Genomic DNA, 18,866 nt, shown 5'->3' on the forward strand with positions numbered 1-18,866 from the left:
TGCCACCGGACTGAGGCCCGGAGGGACCTTAGCCCAGGACAACCCTGGCTTCGTAGCATACCTGATGGATGAAGTTCAGCTTCTCCATCACGCGGGGCGGAATAACGAATGGGTACAAATCACGGTGCCCCATACTGCGGTTGATATTGTTCATGGCAAAGGACAGCGGCAGCCAGAGGCTCATCAGCATCTCAAAATTGTCGAGGTTATAGGGATCGGTAGACAACTCCGCTGTCAGCAAAACATCGTCTTTAACAACACGAGGCTGGACGCTGAGGCCAAACGAATAAGCTGTTTCGAGGGTGTCGATGATGTGCAGGTAATGCGCCCAGGTTTCGGCCCAATCCTCCCAGGGGTGGGTGCTGGCGTAGGCGCTGATGTAGGCCTGAGTCCAGTTGGCGGGCGGTCCCTGCTCGTAATGCTGCTTCAGGGCTTCGCTGTAATCCTGCCGTTCGTCCCCAAATAATTGTCGGTATTCATCAAGGTAGTCGGAGCCATCGATTAGCTGATCCCAGTAATAATGCCCGACTTCGTGCCGGAAGTGACCAAGGACCGTGCGATACGGCTCATCCATGGCTTTGCGGGTCATTTCGCGCTCAATATCGTCGGCTTCGGCGATGTTAAGCGTTATTAGTCCACCGGTATGGCCGGTCATAATGCGCTGGCTGCTATTCGGGTGTTCGTCGGCCAGAAAATCGAAAGATAAGCCCTTGTCGGGATCAGTAGTTTTGCTGACCAGTGGCAGTTTCATCCGGCGCAGGCTGTATACCAGCCGGTGCTTGGCGGTTTCAACTACCTGCCACCGCTGCACGTATTCCGGCTTGCTGAGGTTGGGAATGGTGCGGTTCAGCGTACAGGCTTTGCAGTAGTCGGTCTGGCTTCCTTCGGCTACCAGCCAGTTGCAGACGCCATACTGGTGATTGGCGCAGTACCGGTAAGCGGTAGAATCATCGTTATAAACAGTATATAAATCATTCGGCTGGGGCACCAGGGGCCGCAACTCCAGCGAATGGGCTACAAAGCCAAGCGGATAGCCGCACTGCTCACAGCGGTAATTCTCGAAGTACAGCAGATTGCCGCAGTGCGTGCATTTGAAAAGTTTCATACGTAGTAAAGGCAACAGGTACGCTTCCCGCAGGCAATCAGCATGACCCCTGTCTAACCTTGTCTACTAACGGTTTCACCGATCAATGGTTTGACGTTTTCCCCAAAACACTGAATCCAATCCAAAACAAAGCAGCCCGGCCAAACGGCCAGGCTGCTCATATGTATTATCTGCAAACGGCTTACTACCATCGGCCTACTCAACTACTGCTCATCCGGATTTTTCGTCGCCTTGGCAGCGGCCCCTTTCTGGCCCGGAGCCAGGGAGTTGATCCAGGCGGCAATCTTCAGCGCGTCGGCCTTAGGGACCTGCGGCATCGGCGGCATTTCGGTGGCATAATCGGGCCAGTTCTGCGGCTTGGGGTTGTAGATCAGCTGCACAATCTGCTCATTGGTATACCCCCGCTTTGCTACATCAATGTACGCCGGACCTACCTGCCGCTTCTCAGTCTGGTGACAGGCCAGACAGGTATGCCGCGACAATAAGCCTTTTACCTCATCGTAGGTAGGAGCCTTCGCTGCGGCTACTGTATTGGCTGCTTTGGCGGCCGGTTTGGTAACTGCGCCCGTTTTTGATCCTGCTTTCGCCGGAGCGGCTGTAGCGGGCTTCTTCGTAGCGGCTGGTGCCGGTGTGTTCGCGGCCGAGGCACTGGCTTCGGAGTTTACTGTGCTTACCTCACTCATCGCCAGTTTCTGACCGGTTGGTATGTTGTTAAGCGTGTAGTACGACAGCGGATGCACCAGTGAGTACGAGCCATCTTTCGACCGGACGCCGTCCAGCCGGATCTCGTGAACGTGGTACCGGCGCAGGTTATCGACAATAATACGGGCTTTCATGCCGTCGGCCGACACCTTCACCCCTTTGACGGGGTTCTCCTCGCGGTTGATCGGTGGACTACCGTATACCGGATGGTATTTGTAGATAAAGCTGCTGACGCGGTACGACGCAATATCTTCGGCCGACTTCCGGTCGACCGGCGAAGTAAATTCAACCTCGAAGCCGTCCGGCTGCGCCCGGATAGCCTGCATCTCAAACGGCATATTGTTGTTCCACACCAGCCGCTGCAAGCCTTCGTTGGCTTCGCCGGCGGAGCCCCAGCCCCGGTTGGTTTCGCCCACGAACAGCGAGCCATCTTTGGCCCAGGCCATCCGCAGTACACCCGACTGGAAACCACTCCGGAAATCGAAGGCCGCACCCTGGAATTCGCCGTTCACTTTCTCCATGAACACCCGCATGATCTTGCTCTGTCCCTGGTCGCCAATCAGCAACTGACCAGCAAACGGACCAAAGTTGCCCTGCGGAATCGGCAGAATCTCGGAGTTGGAGATACCAAAGATACCATGAGGCAACCAGACCACCGGGAGTTGTAAGCCGGGGAGTTGATCTTTCAGTGTGTACAGCGGAGTACCTTTGTCTTCGGCGTTGTTTTCCGGTTTAATGTACCGGCCTTCGGCGTTCTTCTTCTGCTGGGGGTCAGCTTTCGCATACAACTGCTCGGTCGTCAGTTTTACGGGTGAATTGGGCATATTCGTCCAGCGCAAACCGGCCGGGTGGCCAATAAACGCGCCCTTCTTTACGTGCCAGATACCGCCGGAGCCAACCCAGTCGCCCTGGTTGTCGGAGTAGAACAGTTCGCCGTCGATCATACCCAGACCGGCCGGAGACCGTACGCCCGTAGCCCAGGGTTGCAGCTGGCCATCCGGGCTGATTTTCATCACCCAGCCCCGCCAGGGTACCCGGCTTTCGCCCCGCCACCACTCTTCGTCGCCAAAGGCTACGTTGCCCGACACAAAGAAGGAGCCATCCGGCGCTACTTTCGGCCCAAAGCTGTATTCATGGTAATGACCTGACAGTGGCCAGGCGTACACCGTTTCAAAGACATCGGCTTTGCCGTCTTTGTTGCTGTCGACCAGTTTGGTGAGTTCACCGCGCTGGGCGCAGTAGAAGGCACCGTCTTTGTACACCAGTCCCAGAATCTCGTGCAGCCCCGAGGCAAACTTGCGGAAATACGGCCGACGGCTGGTGGGGTTCTCTACCACAAAAACATCACCCCGGCGCGTGGCGACGCCCAGATCGCCGTTGGGCAGCACCGTCAGACCACCTACTTCAAGTAGGGTACCTTCGGGCGCGGTTACCCGCATGATTTTAAAGAAGTCCTCTTCTTTCGGTGACTCCTGTGCCCAGGCGGCCGAGGTGAGTACCGCAGCGGTCAGGAGCGAGCCGGCGGCCCGGCGAAGAAGTGATTTATGATTTGTTTTCATTCGTCAGGAAATCAGGATTAGAAAAGAATTGAGTAGCTCAGTTTACCTCCGCGCACCGGTACCAGCAGTTCCTGCTTACCACCCACCGACCGGACCATGGGCGTAGCGCCACCGGCATCCTCTACCCGGACAATGAATGATTTGCCGTTGATCATATACATGCCATTAGGCATCGGCTCAATGGTTGTGCCTTCGGCCAGCCGCGCATACAGATCGGCCGAGGGGTTGCGGAACGTTACCTCCCGGCGTACGCCCTGCCCATTGTCGGCTACCCGGATGGCATCCTCCACGCTGGTGCCGTAGGCCATGTAGCGGAAGGTAGGCCGGTCATTTTCATCCAGTACGTAGCCCTTTGGCCGGTAACCGCTGCCCGTGGTATCGGTAGCCCAGGCCGCCTGCTGCGACGAAAGTTTACCCACAAACAGCACCGGCAGTCCCATGCGCTGCACCGTACCCCGCGGCCGCGAGGAGCCGTCGCCCCGGTTGTTCCACATAGGGGTTGTGTCCAGAAATTCGCCCCGCCATACCTGCACGAGCGCGCCTTTGTCCAGATCGTAGGTATAATGCACCTGATCCGGACTACCCACCGACACGCCATGGGTTACCCGCGTCCGGCGGCCCTGGCCGCTTTCGTTTGGTATGTCCATAAAGCTACGCAACACCGTGTTGGTCGGTGCGTCGACATAGATAGGCTCTGTTTCATCATTGCCTCCATCGACCGGGCTGCTGATCACAAACTCCCGGATACCCGGACCGGCCACCGCCAGGCCCAGGCCTGGTCGGGCCCAGCTCACAAACTTGGTGTACAGCAGTTCAAATGGCAGGTCACCGGCGGGCAGCGTAACACTGCCTCTCAGGTTGCCGCCACCCGGTTTCACCACAATGTTGTTGTTAATGCGTAACTGACCGCCACCACCTGGTGCACCCAGATTAAAGCGGTATTCGCCCGGCTCTTTTACGCGCAACGTACCCGTGTAACGAATCAGAAAATCATTGGGCAGGCGTGTAACATTAGCAGACAGCAGGTTAATGGGCCCCTCGGCTTCAGGAGGGGTGTTGCCCAGGTCGGCCTCTTTTTCAAACCGGCCCCGGTATACCGTATACCGCAGGTTCATCAGTTCCGGGCGGGGTTTGTCGTACGTTACATACCGGATGTTGCGGAACGCCACCGGTCCATGGTCTCCCTGAAAACGCAGCGGCCCAACCGCTACTTCATTCTCGGTGAGGGGGCCACGGGTCGGCCCCGACAACTCCACGTTCTCGTGAATAGTCACGCCATTGAGTTCTACCCGCAGCATCCGGGCATTTTCAATTTTGCGGCCGCTGGCATCAAAGCGCGGAGCCTGAAAGGATACCTTCAGGTGCTGCCACAGGCCGGGGGCCTTGCTTACGTTCTGACGAGCGGGGTAGCCTTCGTAGCCTTTCTGCCCGTCCGGACGCTTTTCGTCCCAGCGCTCGTAAACAGAACCGTTACCACCCACGCGGGCCGTTTTGTCGCCCCAGCTGTCCATCAACTGAACTTCGTACCGGCCCTGCAGATAAACACCCGAGTTAGACCCTTTCGCCATCATATAATCCATTTCCAGGTCCAGGTCACCATGTTCCAGGTTAGTCAGCAGGTCATATTGCATACCCGTCTGTTTGGGGGACGGAAGATTGACTAGCATACCCGTACCTGACTTGGCGGTCATTACGTTTTTCTGGTTCAGGTCGGCCGCAGCATCGCCGGCAATTCGCCAGTTGGGTGTTGGCTTACGGAAAGCACTCAGATCGTTGAGCGGTAACGTCGCCATTTGGGGCGACTGCGCCAGTGCCAGACTGCTGCCAGCCAACCAGGCTACGCCGATCACGAAGCGTGATAAAATCATAGGAGATACCATTAAAAATGATTGGATTAGAAATCGGAGCGGAAATTTACCATTTTTTAGGGACAAAAGCCGGTGAATAGACAATTGCTCTATATTTGAACGTTTTTTCAGCGAATATTTCAGTCCCCTAATCTATGAACAGAAATAGACTAAGCCTTAGCGTTTTACTGAGTATCGGGGTCGTTGGCCTGACCGTTGCCCAAAATCAGCCCGTCAAACAAAACCCGGAATCTACCGAAATCTGGAAGCCGGTTCCACCTATCGTAACACCGGGAGCGCCATCCGCCAGTGTCAGTGGCTTTACGGCTCCTTCCGATGCCATCGCTATTTTCGACGGCTCTAACCTCAACAATTTTGTGTCTGCCCGTGACGGCTCGGCCGCCAAATGGACGCTGGCCGATGGTGCCGTAACCGTGGTGAAAGGTGCCGGTGATATTCAGACCAAGCAGGAGTTCGGCGATTACCAGATGCATATCGAATTCCGCACACCGGCGCAGGTGGTTGGTAACAGCCAGGGCCGGGGTAACAGCGGTATCTTTATGCAGGGCCGCTACGAATTGCAGGTGCTGGATAATTACAATAACCCGACGTACTCAAATGGTCAGGTTGGTTCGATTTACAAGCAGGCGATTCCCCTGGCCAACCCTAGCCGCCGGCCGGGCGAGTGGCAGACCTACGACATCATTTATTACGCCCCACGCTTTAACAAAAGCGGTATGCTGACGGACGCTGGCCGCATTACGGTGTTGCTGAACGGCGTCCTGGTTCAGCATAATACCCAGATCAAAGGAACAACCGAGTACATTGGCTTCCCGAAAATTGAACCGCACGGTCGCGGTCCCATCCGCCTGCAGGACCACGGCGACCCGGTTAGCTTCCGCAATATCTGGATTCGTGAACTGTAAATCCGGATAGTTTAAAAAGTTTGAGCGGCCCGCTTCGGAGGACCGCTCAAACTTTTTAAACTTAAACGTTTTTGCCGTGTTCTTTGCTGAAAGTTCCTCAGAGCATACTATGAAAAAAACGCTATACCTAGTTCGTCACGCCAAAGCCGAAGACCGGGCGCCGTTTATGCGCGACCACGACCGCGAACTGGTATCGGAAGGGATCATCGCTTCGGCCCGTATTGGCAGGCATCTTCGGGAAAAGGGCATCTCGGCCGACTGCCTTATCAGCAGTACGGCACTCCGGGCAAAGGATACTGCCAGAATTGTTGCTGAACAACTGAGCATCGACCCGGAGACGATTAACTACGACGAGCATATGTTCGACGGAGGGCCCAAAGCCTATCTGGCAGCCGTAAATCGCCTTCCAGCCGATTGCCAGTCGGTAATGCTGTTCGGCCACAATCCGGACATTACCTATTTTGCTGAATTTCTGACGCATCAGGACGTAGGCTCCATGAGCAAAGGAGCCGTAGCCGCCATTGAGTTCACTGACATTGAATGGGGCCACGTCTCAGGTCGAACCGGGAACCTGCTGTTTTATATAGCGCCGAAACATCTGAAAGAAGCATGAACCGCAACCGCCGTATCTTTGTCATCGTCTTCATCATTTTTACGGCCATTGTTATCCTGATTACCATTGATATGGGTCGACGGACTACGGCGCCCTGGAACAAGCGCCGGCAACTCGAACGGGCACTGCCCACAGAAACCGATAACACCGCTGCCGATACGTTGGTTGATACGACGGCCGCACCGACCGATAGTTTATAAAGCCACTTTCAGCGCATCGACAAGCGCCTGCATATCGGCCTCATCATTGTATACGTGCGGAGCCAGCCGTAAGGCCCGGCCTCGCGCTGAAACCGATACGTGGGTGGTAAGGAGTGCCTGCTGGACTGTCATGGCGTTGGCGTGATCGGGTAACCAGATACCTACCAGGTGCTGTGCTCTGCCTTCTTCCGGTTCTATCCGGCAGCCCATAGCTTCCAGCTCCGGTAGTGCCCCGGCTGTCAGACTCCGGCAATATGACTGAATAGTTTCAGGCTGCCACGCCAGTAACTGCTCCAGAGCCGCTTCCGCCATCGGCATATGGATAAACTGGCTGTGCTCGCCCATATTGTACCTGTAGGCTTTAGGCCGGTAGGTTGGTTCGTACTGCGTCAGGCGGTGAAACTGATTGCTTCCCAGCCGGTTCATCCAGCTTTCTTCCAGCGGTATGCCGTCATCAAAGAACTCGCCAAAATACGCCATGCCGATGGAGTACGGCCCCATCAGCCATTTATAAGCCGCACAGATCAGCGCGTCCGGCTGCACCGTTTCCATATTAAACGGCAACGCACCCACCGCCTGGGTACCATCAACCACCAGCAGGGCGCCTACTTCTTTGGCGCGCCGGGAAACAGATTCCAAGTCGAACCGGGTGCCATACATCCAATGCACCGGCGGTATCACTACTACCGCCGTATCCGTGTTGATTGCCTCCAATAGCTGCCTGTTCCATAGTTCACTTTTTGGAAAAGATCCTGGCATTGGCACACGGCTGATGGACAAGCCAAGTTCCTGCTGGACACGATCCCAGGCATACACATCGCTCGGAAATTCCTCTTCGATCATCAGAATGTGCTGGCCAGGCTTTAGTCCGGGCTTGCGGTGCAGATTACGGGCCACCACGGCCATGCCATAGGATACCGCCGGAATAATAGCAATCCGATCCGGATCGGGATTATTAATTAGCCGGGAAAAGGACTCACGCACTTGAACAGCACCCGTAAAGAAATCGTCGGGTTTCAGGTTCAGCGGATTGGTCTGCTGCCGGATGGCGTCGTAACCCGCCTGTTCCACCGCTTTGCTGATCGGGGCACGGGTGGCGCAATTGAGGTAGTATACGCCTTTGGGCAGGCTGAAGGAGTCTTTCTGACAGGGCAATGAAACGACTGGTTGTAGCATAACGGTTGGATTCAGGCCGGGAAGTTACCGAAAAATGGCGTACTTTGGGGTTGATTAACTGTCCTGCCCGAACCGAATGAACCCGTTTACGTCCTTCTTCAAACGCAAAATTCTTCGCATCAACCGCGACCGCTGGAACTACCAATATGACAAAGGCTTGTGGGATGGGCTGAAAGCACTCGACGAGCTGGCCCGGTTCAGTGTAATTGTGGGTTACGTGAAATACCTGAAACCCGGTCAGCCGGAGATTCTCGAAATCGGCTGCGGAGAAGGACTGCTGCAACAGCGACTTCAGGAGCAAAACTACGGCCGGTATGTAGGCACGGATATTTCGGACAGCGCCATCGAACGGGCCAAAGCCGCAGCCGACCCTAAATGTACCTATCTGGTCGGTGATATGGATAAGTACGAGCCGGAGGGTACGTTCGACATGATCATCTTCAACGAAGTAATCTACTACAGCAAACACCCGCTTCAAACCCTGCAACGCCTGGCTACCTACCTGAAGCCGCAGGGATTGCTCATCGTTACCATTAACGACCATAAGCACAGCGACGAACTCTGGAACTCCATCAAAGGCGGCTTTAAACTGCTGGATGAAACCAAAACAATTACTGCTAAGGGTAGCTGTGTCTGTAATGTACTGGTTCCTGTTTGAGGGGTTCATTTGTTCATTGGTTTGCTGGTTAATTGGTATGGCAGCGAAAGTGCCCTGAGCATCCTCCAGCAAACTAATTAACTAATGAACCAATTAACCAATCAACCCCGCCCCCGTGGGTGATAATCGATCATGGTCTGCCGCAGGTAATCGCGATCGATATGGGTGTAGATTTCGGTGGTGGTAATGGACTCGTGGCCCAGCATCTGCTGAATAGCCCGGAGGTCGGCACCTCCTTCGATCAGATGCGTGGCAAATGAGTGCCGGAAAGTATGGGGGCTGATGGTTTTGTGGATACCTACGTCAGCCGCCAGCCGTTTGATGGTCGTAAAGACGGACACTCGCGATAGCTTTTTACCCCGCAGATTCAGGAAGACAGTATCTTCATCTCCTTTCTGGACATCCAACTGCCTTCGGACATGCTCCACATACATACGGGTGTAACGAATCGCATCCTCGCCGATGGGCACTAGCCGGAATTTGCTGCCCTTGCCGAAAATGCGCAGGAAGCCATCCTCGAAATAGCAGTTGGTTAACCTGAGGTCCAGCAGTTCAGATACCCGTAGCCCGGAGCTGTACAGCACTTCCAGCATGGCGCGGTCGCGGGTACCGCCGGGCGTGGAGAGGTCGATGGCGTCGAGCATCTGTTCAATTTCCGGATAACTCAAGGTGTCGGGCAGCTTACGCCCCAGTTTGGGTCCTTCAATAAGCTGCGTAGGGTCATGCTGAATGGTGTTTTCCAGCACCAGAAATTTATAAAATGCTTTAAGTCCGGATAAAATTCGAGCCTGACTAGGTGCCGATAGCCCCAATTCACCGAGGTATTTCAGGAACGCCCGCAGATGCTCTTCCGTCACCTGCAGCGGCCCCACTGGCTTTTCATCTGTCAGCGCCAGGAACTGCCACAGCTTTTCGACATCGTGCAGATAAGCCTCTACCGAATTTTCGGCCAGCGAGCGCTCCAGCTTCAGGTAGTTTTTAAAAGCATTAATATAACTTTGCCACATACAGCGATAATTGTGATTGAGTGAATTAGTGATTGAGTGAAATGGAATCCGCACCTGTTCACACAATCACCCAATGGCTCAATCACTCAATAAGTCCCATGAAAAAGATCCTCATCATTAACGGACCAAACTTGAACCTGCTGGGGAAGCGGGAACCGGAGATTTATGGTAACCGCTCATTTATCGATTACCTCAAGACGGTTGAGCAACAGTTCCCCGACGTGCAATTACACTATTTTCAGTCAAACCACGAAGGTGAGCTGATTGATAAAATTCACGAACTCGGCTTCACGATCGATGGTATTGTTATCAACGCGGGGGCCTACACGCACACCTCCATAGCGATTGCCGACGCCCTCTCTGCCGTTACGGCACCGGCCGTAGAGGTTCATATTTCCAATGTTCACGCCCGCGAGTCGTTCCGCCACCACAGCTACCTCTCCGCTAAGTGCAAGGGCGTTATTGTCGGTCTGGGCCTGATAGGCTATGAACTGGCGATCCGGTTTCTTATCAGTCAACAGGCTTCAGTAGGCAGTTCTCAGTAGGCAGTTGGCAGATTTGCCGGATCCTATTTTTTGCCTACTGAGAACTGCCTACTGCCAACTCAAAAAAGATGATAACTTTTTACCCTGGTCCATCGAAAGTTTACCCGCAGGTGGCGCAGTACGCGCGGGAAGCGGTGCAACAAGGGATTGTCAGCCTCAATCACCGCAGCCGGGGCTTTATGGACATTGTTAAGGAGACTCTGAGGCTGCTGCATGAAAAGCTGGAAATTCCGGCTGACTACCACATTGCCTTTATCTCCTCGGCTACAGAGGGCTGGGAGATTGTAGCGCAGTCGCTGACGGTGGCTACCAGCCTGCATCCTTACGGCGGAGCCTTCGGTAAAAAGTGGATGGAATATGCCCACCGGATCAAGCCGATGATTGAGCCCGGCCTGGCCGATGTACTTTGTGTAGTGCAAAACGAGACCTCGAACGGGACGCAGGTTCAGATGGAAACGCTGGCGGAGTTCCGTCGCGACTTCAACGGATTGATCGCTGTTGATGCGGTATCGTCGCTAGGCGGTATTGTGCTGGACTGGGCGCTGGCCGATGTCTGGATTGCCTCGGTGCAAAAATGCCTGGGTTTGCCGGCTGGGTTTGGCCTGTTCATTTACTCCCCGGCTGCGCTGAAAAAAGCGGAGATCATTGGTGACCGCCAGTATTATAACAGCCTGCTGTTCATTCACGAGAACATGGAGAAATACCAGACTCAATACACACCCAACGGCCTCGGCATTTACCTGCTGATGCGGGTATTGCAACAGGTACCACCCATTGAGGAAGTAGATAAGGTTATTAAGCAGCGGGCGGAGGAGTGGTATGAGTTCTTTACCTCTCCCGATGCAGCTGGCCGGGGCATGCACCTCCTCATCCAGAACCCGGCTCACCGGTCAGATACCGTTATTGCCGTGGAGGGCCAAGCCGAAGGGATTGCAACAATTAAAGCAGCCGCCCTGGAGCAGGGCATTACGCTCGGTAACGGCTATGGTGACTGGAAAAATACAACCTTTCGCATCGCCAACTTCCCGGCCATTGAGGAGGACGAGATTGCAATATTGAAAGACTTTTTACGTACCAACGGACTTTAGTCCGTAATTTGGAGTCTCAAACTCCAACAAAGTACGGGTTGAAGCCCGTTGGTACGTATGCAATCACCTGACTCACTCAATCAAGTAGCCGAATTCCACCGTACATTTCACCACCCGATTCTGGACAGCCCTCAACTACCAGCTGAAAACCGCTGCCAACTTCGCGTTGCCCTGCTGGCCGAAGAACTCAAAGAACTGGAGGTAGCCATTCTGGAAAAAGATATTGTAGCCGTAGCTGATGCGCTCTGCGATCTGCAATACGTATTATCCGGGGCCGTGCTTGAATTCGGGCTGGGCGAAACATTCAGGACACTGTTTGATGAAGTGCAGCGTTCTAACCTTAGCAAAGCCTGTATGACGGTTGAGGAGGCTCAGGCCACCGTCGATCATTACCAGGGAAAGGGCGTAGACTGTCACTACGTTGAGTCGGAAGGGAAGTACCTGGTGTATCGCACCACCGACAATAAAACCCTCAAGAACATCAACTACTCTCCGGCTGATCTGGAGAGTATCCTGAGTAAATAACTTATGCAAGATTATCCGTTCACCGTTACCGACCGCTTTCTGCGCTATGTGCAAATTGACACCCAGTCGGACCCGCATTCTGCTACCAATCCTTCTACCGAAAAGCAAAAGGACCTAAGTCGCGTGCTGGTGGCCGAACTGCACGCCATGGGCATTCAGGATGCCGAACTGGATGCATACGGCTATGTGTACGCGACCATTCCGGCTAATACCGATAAGGAGACTGTGCCCGTCATCTGTTTCTGCTCGCATGTCGATACGTCGCCCGACGTAACGGGAGCGGGGGTAAAGCCGATTGTTCACCAGGCCTGGGATGGATCTGACATCGTTTTACCGGAGGTAGAAAACCCCGGCGATCCTCCGCAGGTAATCCGCGTTACCGAGCACCCGGACCTGCCAGCCCAGATTGGCAACGATATTATCACCGCCAGCGGTACCACCCTGCTCGGAGCCGATAACAAAGCGGGTCTTGCCGAAATCATGGATGCTGCCCATTACCTAATGACGCATCCGGAGGTAAAACACGGCAAAATCCGGCTCCTCTTTACACCGGACGAAGAGGTGGGCCGGGGTACTGAAAAAGTGAATATTCAGAAGCTCGCGGCTGATTATGGGTATACCATGGATGGAGAGTCACTAGGGACGCTTGAAGACGAGACGTTCTCGGCCGACGGAGTCAGGATCACCATTCAGGGCGTCAGCACCCATCCCGGTTTTGCCAAAGGGAAGCTGGAAAATGCGCTTAAAATAGCGGCCGATCTGCTGGCTGCTTTGCCCAAAGATCACCTGTCGCCCGAGACAACCGAAGGATACGACGGGTTTGTACATCCGACTCATCTGGAAGGAAATCAGGATAAAGCTGTGCTGCAGTTTATTGTCCGGGACTTTACGGAACAGGGCTTGCTGGAGAAAGAACACTATCTGCAGGATGTCACAAAGCGCGTACTGGCCGGCTACCCGAATTCCAACGCCCTGTTTACCAGCATTGAGCAGTACCGCAACATGAAACAGGTACTTGACCAGCATCCGGCCGTGGTTGACAACGCGCTGGAAGCCATCCGGCGCAGCGGACTGACGCCCGAACGGCGCAGCATCCGGGGGGGCACCGATGGCTCACGGCTGTCGTTCATGGGCCTTCCCTGCCCCAATATTTTCGCCGGTGAACACGCTTTTCACTCGCGGCTCGAATGGGTATCGATTCAGGATATGCAGAAGGCCGTGGAGGTCATTGTCAATTTGTGTCAGGTTTGGGAGGAGCGAGCGTAGCTCTTTGTGGTGGCTGGCTTAATTTTTAGGCATTCACCGTCGTTATCAGTAACATAGTCAGATACTGTCGCAAATTGCGTATCGTTTCGTTTTAAAAATTGCCACTTCACATGCACTTACTTCGACATCATTACCGGGTATTAACAACCGGACTCCTCCTGGTCTGGCTGGCCGGCTGCCAGAAACCAACCGATCCCCAACCCGCCAATCAGTACCTGGTCAGCAACACACTGCTGGGCGAGTATTCGCGGGAGCAGGTGATTTCCCGCGTGACCGGGGCAATTCCCAATGCTGGTGTGCTGACGCTGCTGCTGACGCACCCGATTAAGGTGTACAGGATTGTATACAAAACCAAAAATACCGATGGGGCAGACATAGAGGCCTCCGGTGCGCTGGTGGTTCCCAATCCGGCCGACAAAAGCCTGAGCTTTCCGCTGATCAGTGAGCAGCACGGCACCATTTTTTCCGACGCACAGGCACCCTCCAATAATGGGCCTGAGAGCGAAACGTATTCCATTGGCTCGCTGCTGGGCTCGAATGGTTTTATCGTGGCTCTGCCTGACTTTATCGGGTACGGTGTCTCGAAAAACCTGCCGCACCCGTACCAGCACCGGGCCACGCTGGCGTCATCGTCGCTGGACATGATTCGGGCTGCCCGGGAATTTGTGCAGCAGGGAAACATCAAATGGAACCAGAAACTGATGATTGCCGGCTACTCGCTCGGTGGCTATGCGACCATGGCCCTGCAAAAGAAAATTGAGGAGGAGACGGGCACTGAGTTTAATCTGGTAGCGTCCAGTTGCGGAGCCGGCGCTTACCACAGTACGGCGTTTATGAGTTACCTGCTCAATAACCGCACGCACGGTATTGCGGCTTACAACGGCCTCTATACTATGGTGCTGTCGACCTATAATCGGGTTTATGGGCTGAACCGGCCGATGAGTTCTTACCTCAAAGAACCTTATGCGGCAGCCGTAACAAGCAACCCGTTCGGGGCCAATATACCGGTAAGTTTCAATGACGCCGTAACGGAGTCGTTCCGTAAGGCCGTTAATGAGGGAACAGACACCCAGTTTATCAATGCGGTCAAAGACAACGACATTTATAACTGGAAGCCCCGCACCCCTACCCAGCTGTATCATGGCACTACCGACCAGCAGGTATTTTACTTCAACTCCGTTGACGCTTACGAAGCGATGAAGAAACAGGGGGCGACTAATGTGACGTTCATTTCCGTACCCAACAAAGGGCACGGTGAGGCTATTCAGGATTTCCTGTTAGGCACTTTTAATTTTTTCAATTCAAAGCGGTAGGAGAGGGCTTCGCTCGTAATTTGATGTCCTGTATCTCTTTTGTAGTCCCCTCCTGATTACCGGAAGCAAATTGCCGGCAATCAGCAGGTGACATCGTTTTCGGTCAATAATCTGCAGCGGATTGTGTTCAGGCGGATTAACCCAAAAGAGTAGACTGCCCTTCTTTGCTGCTTATCAGAAAACACAAGAGCCCTCCGTCAAATGAAGCTTTCATTGTCCTTTACGCCACTCCTCCCTTTTGTTCTATTCCTCTCCTATTTATGCCCCACCTACGCCCAGAACAACCCAAACCGCCAGGAGTGGATTCAGTTGTTCAATGGCAAAGATCTGAGCGGCTGGGATATTAAGATTGCCGGTCACGACCTGAACGACAATTACAAAAACACCTTCCGGGTCGAAAACGGGATGCTGCGAATCGCATATGACCAGTACCAGAATTTTAACAACAAATACGGACACATTTATTACAAAAAGCCTTATTCCTACTACATCCTGCGGTTTGAGTACCGGTTTGTCGGCAATCAGATACCGGGAGGAGCGACCTGGAACAACCGGAATAGCGGGATAATGATCCACTCGCAGTCGGCGCAGAGCCTGGGTAAGAACCAGCATTTTCCAATATCGCTGGAGGTGCAGTTGCTGGGTGGTTTGGGCAAGGGCGAGCGGCACACGGCTAACCTGTGTACACCCGGTACCATTGTCGACATGAAGGGCAACGTTGCCTCCGCACACTGCATTGACTCTCAGTCTAAAACCTACGATGGCGATCAGTGGGTTACCGTTGAGGCTATCGTGCTGGGCGATTCCATCATTCACCATGTTATTGCCGGTGATACGGTACTGACTTATGAGAAGCCCCGTATCGGGGGCGGTTATGTCAGCAAAGATTACGGCTTTGTTCAGGCTTTTGTTCCCAATCCTGACTATTGGATCAAGCGCGACGGTAACCTGTTGAAAGAAGGTTACATCGCTCTTCAGAGTGAGAGCCATGGTATCGATTTCCGCAAGGTCGAACTTCTCAATCTGAAAGGTTGTACCGACAAAAAGGCCCTGAATTATAAATCATACTACCGCGCATCCGACAATTCGCAGTGCGTTTACAGGAAGCGATAAATACTTGTGAGCGCTCAATCGCCTATCTTTGCAGCCTGAGCAAGTAAAGATTACATGGCTAAATCGCCGAAATATTACGTCGTCTGGAAAGGGAACCAGCCGGGCGTGTACGATAGCTGGGCCGATTGCCAGGCCCAGATTGAAGGTTTCAACGGGGCCCTCTACAAATCATTTGAAAGCCGAAGCCTGGCCGAAAAGGCCTATGCTGAAAAGCCGCACCTGCACATAGGTGCCCCCCAGAACGTCGGCAAGCAGGGCAAGTTACCCGGGATCGTTGGTAACCCTATTCCCGACAGCGTGGTCGTTGATGCGGCCTGGAACACCGCCACCGGCGATATGGAATACCAGGGTATTTACCTGCCGACCAAACAAACTATTTTTCGCATGGGGCCCTACGCCGACGGTACCAACAACATCGGCGAGTTTCTGGCGATTGTCCACGCCCTTGCTTTACTGAATCAGAAGCACAGCAACATTCCAGTTTACTCCGACTCCCGCACCGCTATCGGCTGGGTCCAGAAGAAAAAAGCCAACACCAAGCTTGACCCCACCCCCCGCAATCAGGAACTCTTTGACCTACTGGCCCGCGCCGAGAAATGGCTGCAAACCCATCGCTTCGCCAACCCCATTCTGAAATGGGAGACTACGCACTGGGGTGAGAACCCGGCTGATTTTGGGAGAAAATAATGTTTCGCTTCAAACAATTTGCCATCCATCAGGAACGCACGGCCATGAAGGTCTGTACGGATGCCTGTGTATTGGGTGCTTACGCCGATGTGGGTGCGGGGGGGCGGATTCTGGACATTGGAACGGGAACAGGGTTACTGGCGCTGATGGCCGCCCAGCGGAATGCTACTGCTTACATCGATGCCGTTGAGATTGATGAAGCAGCTGCGGGGCAGGCGCAGGAGAATATAAGCGCCAGTCCGTTTGCCGAGCGGGTACGAGTGGTACAGGAGCGTATACAGGCGTTTGTGCCAGGTGAAAATTATGAGCGTATCCTAACCAACCCCCCATTCTACACCAATCACCTCCGCTCACCCGATGCCGCCGTTAACCGCGCATTACACACTGACGATCTGCCGCTTAAGGAACTGATTGAGGCCGTCGTGCGGTTACTGAAGCAGGATGGTCAGTGGTGGGTCCTGCTGCCTCCGTACGAAGCGGGCCAGTTGACCGAGCAGGCGTCAATGGCTGGATTAAAGCCGTTTCGGCGGTTGCACCTGCGGCACCACGCCCGCAAACCGGTGTTCCGCGTAATTACCGGCTTTGACTATCAAACAGAAGCGGCTACTGACGAAATGCTGGACATATACGAGCCCGACGGGCGGATGTATACCGAGCCGTTTCGGGCGTTGCTTAAAGACTTTTACCTGATTTTCTGACATCTTTGCGCAAACCTTTGCGTACTTTGCGTTTAAATATTGTTTACTATCCAAGTGGCCGCGAATGGTTTGCTACCGGGCCCTTTGATACCCAAAACTGGCATGGCCGAGCAGATTGACATATCGGTTCTAATTCCCCTCTTCAACGAAGAGGAGTCGCTACCCGAACTCCACGATTGGATTGTGCGGGTAATGGCCGAACATCACTTTACCTACGAGATCCTGTTTGTTGACGATGGCAGCAAAGACCGCTCATGGGCGGTCATCGAGCATCTGTCTGGCCTTAACCCCAATGTGCGGGCCATTCGCTTCAGCCGCAATTACGGCAAAACGGCCGCGCTGCAAACCGGCTTTCAGGCGGCTAAGGGGAAAGTGGTCATCACGATGGATGCCGACCTGCAGGACAGCCCCGATGAAATTCCGGAATTGTACCGGATGATTACCGAGGACGGTTACGATCTGGTATCGGGCTGGAAACAGAAACGCTATGATCCCATCAGCAAAACGCTGCCTACGAAGCTCTTCAATGCCGTATCGCGGTGGGTATCGGGCGTTCACCTGCATGACTTTAACTGCGGCCTGAAGGCATTCCGGCTGCCCGTGGTTAAGTCGATGAACCTCTATGGCGAAATGCACCGTAACCTGCCGATGGTTGCCAAATGGAACGGTTTCAGCCGGATAGGAGAGAAGGTGGTGCAGCACCGGGCCCGTAAATATGGCACGACGAAATTTGGACTGGACCGTTTTATCAACGGCTTTCTGGATATCCTCGTGATTGCGTTTGTCCAGAAGTTCAGTCGCCGGCCCATGCATTTCTTTGGCGGATTTGGTACGCTGTCGTTCTTCATCGGAACGGTAATTTCGCTATGGCTAATTGGCGAAAAACTGTACAACATCGCTCAGGGGCTGCGCTACCGGAACGTAACGGATAATCCGCTGTTCTTCTTTGCGCTGGTAGCTATAATTCTGGGGGTACAGTTATTTCTGGCTGGCTTTATCGGTGAAATGCTGGTGCGTAATAATTCAACTAAAACGGGCGATTACCTGATTGCTGAGAAATTAGGTTTTTCCGACAAGATTTCCGTGTAATTTTGCGGGTCTGTATTTTTGTACGGTCATGTCAGTCTGTCTCGACATGACCTTTTATTTTTAATTTTATCCAACTTGATGAAATGCTCAGCGAATTTGTAGAACAAATGGCAAAGACTACCTCCAAAGCACACCCCTGGCACGGCATCTCCCCCGGCGAAAATGCCCCGGATATCGTGACCGCCTTTATCGAAATCGTACCAACGGATACGGTCAAGTATGAGATCGATAAAGAAACCGGCTACTTGAAAATCGACCGGCCGCAGCAATATTCCAACATCATCCCGGCATTATACGGCTTTGTGCCGCAAACCTACTGTGGCGACGGCATTGCCCGACTGGCTTCTGAAAAGTCTGGTAAATTCGTTGAGAAAGGAGATGGTGACCCCGTGGATATCTGTGTACTGACGGAACGCGAAATTACCCACGGTGATATTATCCTGCAGGCCATTCCCATCGGTGGCTTCCGGCTGATCGATAAAGGGGAGGCTGACGACAAAATCATTGCGGTGTTGAAAGGCGACTCCATGTACCAACAGTTTACAGAGCTAAGCCAGTTGCCCGAAATGGTGGTAAAACGGCTACGTCACTACTTTCTGACGTATAAGAACCTGCCCGACGAGCCGGCGGTAATGGAATTGGCTAATGTGTATGGTCGCGAAGAGGCCCTGGAAGTAATCCGGACCGCTATGGACGATTACGCGCATCTCTCCCTGTAAGCCAGTACCGTTCTGAATTTGAAAAGGTAG

General features: G+C 53.7%; 19 protein-coding genes. 14 read left to right on the forward strand and 5 right to left on the reverse strand.

What is annotated here, in order from left to right:
• Nucleotides 1-28 precede the first annotated feature (28 nt).
• From ABD949_RS04625 to ABD949_RS04635, 3 genes are all read right to left on the reverse strand, one after another.
• The gene (locus tag ABD949_RS04625) at nucleotides 29-1,105 is read right to left on the reverse strand and encodes a zinc-binding metallopeptidase family protein (RefSeq protein ID WP_345241079.1); all 1,077 of its coding nucleotides are present in this window, start codon (nucleotides 1,103-1,105) and stop codon (nucleotides 29-31) included.
• 203 nt (nucleotides 1,106-1,308) lie between these two features.
• A complete protein-coding gene (locus ABD949_RS04630; protein ID WP_345241081.1) occupies nucleotides 1,309-3,366 on the reverse strand; it encodes a hypothetical protein in 2,058 nt (685 codons plus the stop codon).
• A gap of 17 nt (nucleotides 3,367-3,383) precedes the next feature.
• Nucleotides 3,384-5,234, reverse strand: coding sequence for a 3-keto-alpha-glucoside-1,2-lyase-like domain-containing protein (locus ABD949_RS04635; RefSeq protein WP_345241083.1), 1,851 nt, complete (start codon nucleotides 5,232-5,234; stop codon nucleotides 3,384-3,386).
• Nucleotides 5,235-5,368: 134 nt separating this feature from the next.
• On the opposite strand from ABD949_RS04635, the gene ABD949_RS04640 reads away from it, so the two are divergent.
• The 3 genes from ABD949_RS04640 (at nucleotide 5,369) to ABD949_RS04650 (ending at nucleotide 6,952) form a co-directional block, all read left to right on the forward strand.
• Nucleotides 5,369-6,139: a 3-keto-disaccharide hydrolase gene (locus ABD949_RS04640; protein WP_345241085.1), complete on the forward strand. Its 771-nt coding sequence runs from the start codon at nucleotides 5,369-5,371 to the stop codon at nucleotides 6,137-6,139.
• 109 nt (nucleotides 6,140-6,248) lie between these two features.
• Nucleotides 6,249-6,752 (forward strand): SixA phosphatase family protein, encoded by a 504-nt coding sequence (locus tag ABD949_RS04645; RefSeq protein WP_345241086.1) that lies wholly within the window; start codon nucleotides 6,249-6,251, stop codon nucleotides 6,750-6,752.
• The gene (locus ABD949_RS04650) at nucleotides 6,749-6,952 is read left to right on the forward strand and encodes a hypothetical protein (protein ID WP_345241088.1); all 204 of its coding nucleotides are present in this window, start codon (nucleotides 6,749-6,751) and stop codon (nucleotides 6,950-6,952) included. The genes ABD949_RS04645 and ABD949_RS04650 overlap by 4 nt, the downstream gene beginning before the upstream one ends.
• On the opposite strand, the gene ABD949_RS04655 is transcribed toward ABD949_RS04650, so the two are convergent.
• Nucleotides 6,947-8,128 (reverse strand): aminotransferase class V-fold PLP-dependent enzyme, encoded by a 1,182-nt coding sequence (locus tag ABD949_RS04655; RefSeq protein ID WP_345241090.1) that lies wholly within the window; start codon nucleotides 8,126-8,128, stop codon nucleotides 6,947-6,949. The two genes, ABD949_RS04650 and ABD949_RS04655, sit on opposite strands and share 6 nt — an antisense overlap.
• 76 nt (nucleotides 8,129-8,204) lie before the next feature.
• Here ABD949_RS04655 and ABD949_RS04660 point away from each other — a divergent pair, with 76 nt between their 5' ends.
• Complete coding sequence (locus ABD949_RS04660) at nucleotides 8,205-8,786, forward strand: class I SAM-dependent methyltransferase (protein ID WP_345241092.1); 582 nt, start codon at nucleotides 8,205-8,207, stop codon at nucleotides 8,784-8,786.
• Between the two features lie 101 nt (nucleotides 8,787-8,887).
• Here the strand turns inward: ABD949_RS04660 and xerD are convergent, their stop codons facing one another.
• Nucleotides 8,888-9,793 carry a site-specific tyrosine recombinase XerD gene (gene xerD, locus ABD949_RS04665; RefSeq protein ID WP_345241094.1) on the reverse strand — a complete coding sequence of 302 codons (906 nt, stop codon included), beginning with the start codon at nucleotides 9,791-9,793 and terminating at the stop codon, nucleotides 8,888-8,890.
• Nucleotides 9,794-9,891: 98 nt separating this feature from the next.
• On the opposite strand from xerD, the gene aroQ reads away from it, so the two are divergent.
• From aroQ to ABD949_RS04715, 10 genes are all read left to right on the forward strand, one after another.
• Nucleotides 9,892-10,338, forward strand: coding sequence for a type II 3-dehydroquinate dehydratase (gene aroQ, locus ABD949_RS04670; protein WP_345241096.1), 447 nt, complete (start codon nucleotides 9,892-9,894; stop codon nucleotides 10,336-10,338).
• Between the two features lie 68 nt (nucleotides 10,339-10,406).
• The gene (locus ABD949_RS04675) at nucleotides 10,407-11,426 is read left to right on the forward strand and encodes an aminotransferase class V-fold PLP-dependent enzyme (RefSeq protein WP_345241098.1); all 1,020 of its coding nucleotides are present in this window, start codon (nucleotides 10,407-10,409) and stop codon (nucleotides 11,424-11,426) included.
• Between the two features lie 57 nt (nucleotides 11,427-11,483).
• Nucleotides 11,484-11,951 (forward strand): pyrophosphohydrolase domain-containing protein, encoded by a 468-nt coding sequence (locus ABD949_RS04680; RefSeq protein WP_345241100.1) that lies wholly within the window; start codon nucleotides 11,484-11,486, stop codon nucleotides 11,949-11,951.
• A 3-nt stretch (nucleotides 11,952-11,954) separates the two neighbouring features.
• Complete coding sequence (gene pepT / locus ABD949_RS04685; protein WP_345241102.1) at nucleotides 11,955-13,217, forward strand: peptidase T; 1,263 nt, start codon at nucleotides 11,955-11,957, stop codon at nucleotides 13,215-13,217.
• Between the two features lie 110 nt (nucleotides 13,218-13,327).
• Nucleotides 13,328-14,530, forward strand: coding sequence for an alpha/beta hydrolase family protein (locus tag ABD949_RS04690; protein WP_345241104.1), 1,203 nt, complete (start codon nucleotides 13,328-13,330; stop codon nucleotides 14,528-14,530).
• A 201-nt stretch (nucleotides 14,531-14,731) separates the two neighbouring features.
• The gene (locus ABD949_RS04695) at nucleotides 14,732-15,643 is read left to right on the forward strand and encodes a 3-keto-disaccharide hydrolase (protein WP_345241106.1); all 912 of its coding nucleotides are present in this window, start codon (nucleotides 14,732-14,734) and stop codon (nucleotides 15,641-15,643) included.
• A 54-nt stretch (nucleotides 15,644-15,697) separates the two neighbouring features.
• Entirely contained in the window at nucleotides 15,698-16,330 is a 633-nt protein-coding gene (locus ABD949_RS04700) for a ribonuclease H1 domain-containing protein (RefSeq protein ID WP_345241108.1), read from the forward strand.
• The gene (locus ABD949_RS04705; RefSeq protein WP_345241109.1) at nucleotides 16,330-17,028 is read left to right on the forward strand and encodes a tRNA1(Val) (adenine(37)-N6)-methyltransferase; all 699 of its coding nucleotides are present in this window, start codon (nucleotides 16,330-16,332) and stop codon (nucleotides 17,026-17,028) included. The genes ABD949_RS04700 and ABD949_RS04705 overlap by 1 nt, the downstream gene beginning before the upstream one ends.
• Nucleotides 17,029-17,130: 102 nt before the next feature.
• A complete protein-coding gene (locus tag ABD949_RS04710; RefSeq protein ID WP_345241110.1) occupies nucleotides 17,131-18,117 on the forward strand; it encodes a glycosyltransferase family 2 protein in 987 nt (328 codons plus the stop codon).
• 107 nt (nucleotides 18,118-18,224) lie between these two features.
• Nucleotides 18,225-18,836, forward strand: a complete 612-nt coding sequence (locus ABD949_RS04715; protein ID WP_345241112.1) for an inorganic pyrophosphatase — start codon at nucleotides 18,225-18,227, stop codon at nucleotides 18,834-18,836.
• The last annotated feature ends 30 nt before the right edge of the window (nucleotides 18,837-18,866 follow it).

This window comes from Nibrella saemangeumensis (assembly GCF_039541915.1).
GTDB lineage: Bacteria > Bacteroidota > Bacteroidia > Cytophagales > Spirosomataceae > Nibrella > Nibrella saemangeumensis.

What these genes read in the sequence shown, in the direction of transcription:
- ABD949_RS04625 (WP_345241079.1), bottom strand. Translation starts at nt 1,105, where the DNA reads ATGAAACTTTTCAAATGCACGCACTGCGGCAATCTGCTGTACTTCGAG.
- ABD949_RS04630 (WP_345241081.1), bottom strand. Translation starts at nt 3,366, where the DNA reads ATGAAAACAAATCATAAATCACTTCTTCGCCGGGCCGCCGGCTCGCTC.
- ABD949_RS04635 (WP_345241083.1), bottom strand. Translation starts at nt 5,234, where the DNA reads ATGATTTTATCACGCTTCGTGATCGGCGTAGCCTGGTTGGCTGGCAGC.
- ABD949_RS04640 (WP_345241085.1), top strand. Translation starts at nt 5,369, where the DNA reads ATGAACAGAAATAGACTAAGCCTTAGCGTTTTACTGAGTATCGGGGTC.
- ABD949_RS04645 (WP_345241086.1), top strand. Translation starts at nt 6,249, where the DNA reads ATGAAAAAAACGCTATACCTAGTTCGTCACGCCAAAGCCGAAGACCGG.
- ABD949_RS04650 (WP_345241088.1), top strand. Translation starts at nt 6,749, where the DNA reads ATGAACCGCAACCGCCGTATCTTTGTCATCGTCTTCATCATTTTTACG.
- ABD949_RS04655 (WP_345241090.1), bottom strand. Translation starts at nt 8,128, where the DNA reads ATGCTACAACCAGTCGTTTCATTGCCCTGTCAGAAAGACTCCTTCAGC.
- ABD949_RS04660 (WP_345241092.1), top strand. Translation starts at nt 8,205, where the DNA reads ATGAACCCGTTTACGTCCTTCTTCAAACGCAAAATTCTTCGCATCAAC.
- xerD (WP_345241094.1), bottom strand. Translation starts at nt 9,793, where the DNA reads ATGTGGCAAAGTTATATTAATGCTTTTAAAAACTACCTGAAGCTGGAG.
- aroQ (WP_345241096.1), top strand. Translation starts at nt 9,892, where the DNA reads ATGAAAAAGATCCTCATCATTAACGGACCAAACTTGAACCTGCTGGGG.
- ABD949_RS04675 (WP_345241098.1), top strand. Translation starts at nt 10,407, where the DNA reads ATGATAACTTTTTACCCTGGTCCATCGAAAGTTTACCCGCAGGTGGCG.
- ABD949_RS04680 (WP_345241100.1), top strand. Translation starts at nt 11,484, where the DNA reads ATGCAATCACCTGACTCACTCAATCAAGTAGCCGAATTCCACCGTACA.
- pepT (WP_345241102.1), top strand. Translation starts at nt 11,955, where the DNA reads ATGCAAGATTATCCGTTCACCGTTACCGACCGCTTTCTGCGCTATGTG.
- ABD949_RS04690 (WP_345241104.1), top strand. Translation starts at nt 13,328, where the DNA reads ATGCACTTACTTCGACATCATTACCGGGTATTAACAACCGGACTCCTC.
- ABD949_RS04695 (WP_345241106.1), top strand. Translation starts at nt 14,732, where the DNA reads ATGAAGCTTTCATTGTCCTTTACGCCACTCCTCCCTTTTGTTCTATTC.
- ABD949_RS04700 (WP_345241108.1), top strand. Translation starts at nt 15,698, where the DNA reads ATGGCTAAATCGCCGAAATATTACGTCGTCTGGAAAGGGAACCAGCCG.
- ABD949_RS04705 (WP_345241109.1), top strand. Translation starts at nt 16,330, where the DNA reads ATGTTTCGCTTCAAACAATTTGCCATCCATCAGGAACGCACGGCCATG.
- ABD949_RS04710 (WP_345241110.1), top strand. Translation starts at nt 17,131, where the DNA reads ATGGCCGAGCAGATTGACATATCGGTTCTAATTCCCCTCTTCAACGAA.
- ABD949_RS04715 (WP_345241112.1), top strand. Translation starts at nt 18,225, where the DNA reads ATGGCAAAGACTACCTCCAAAGCACACCCCTGGCACGGCATCTCCCCC.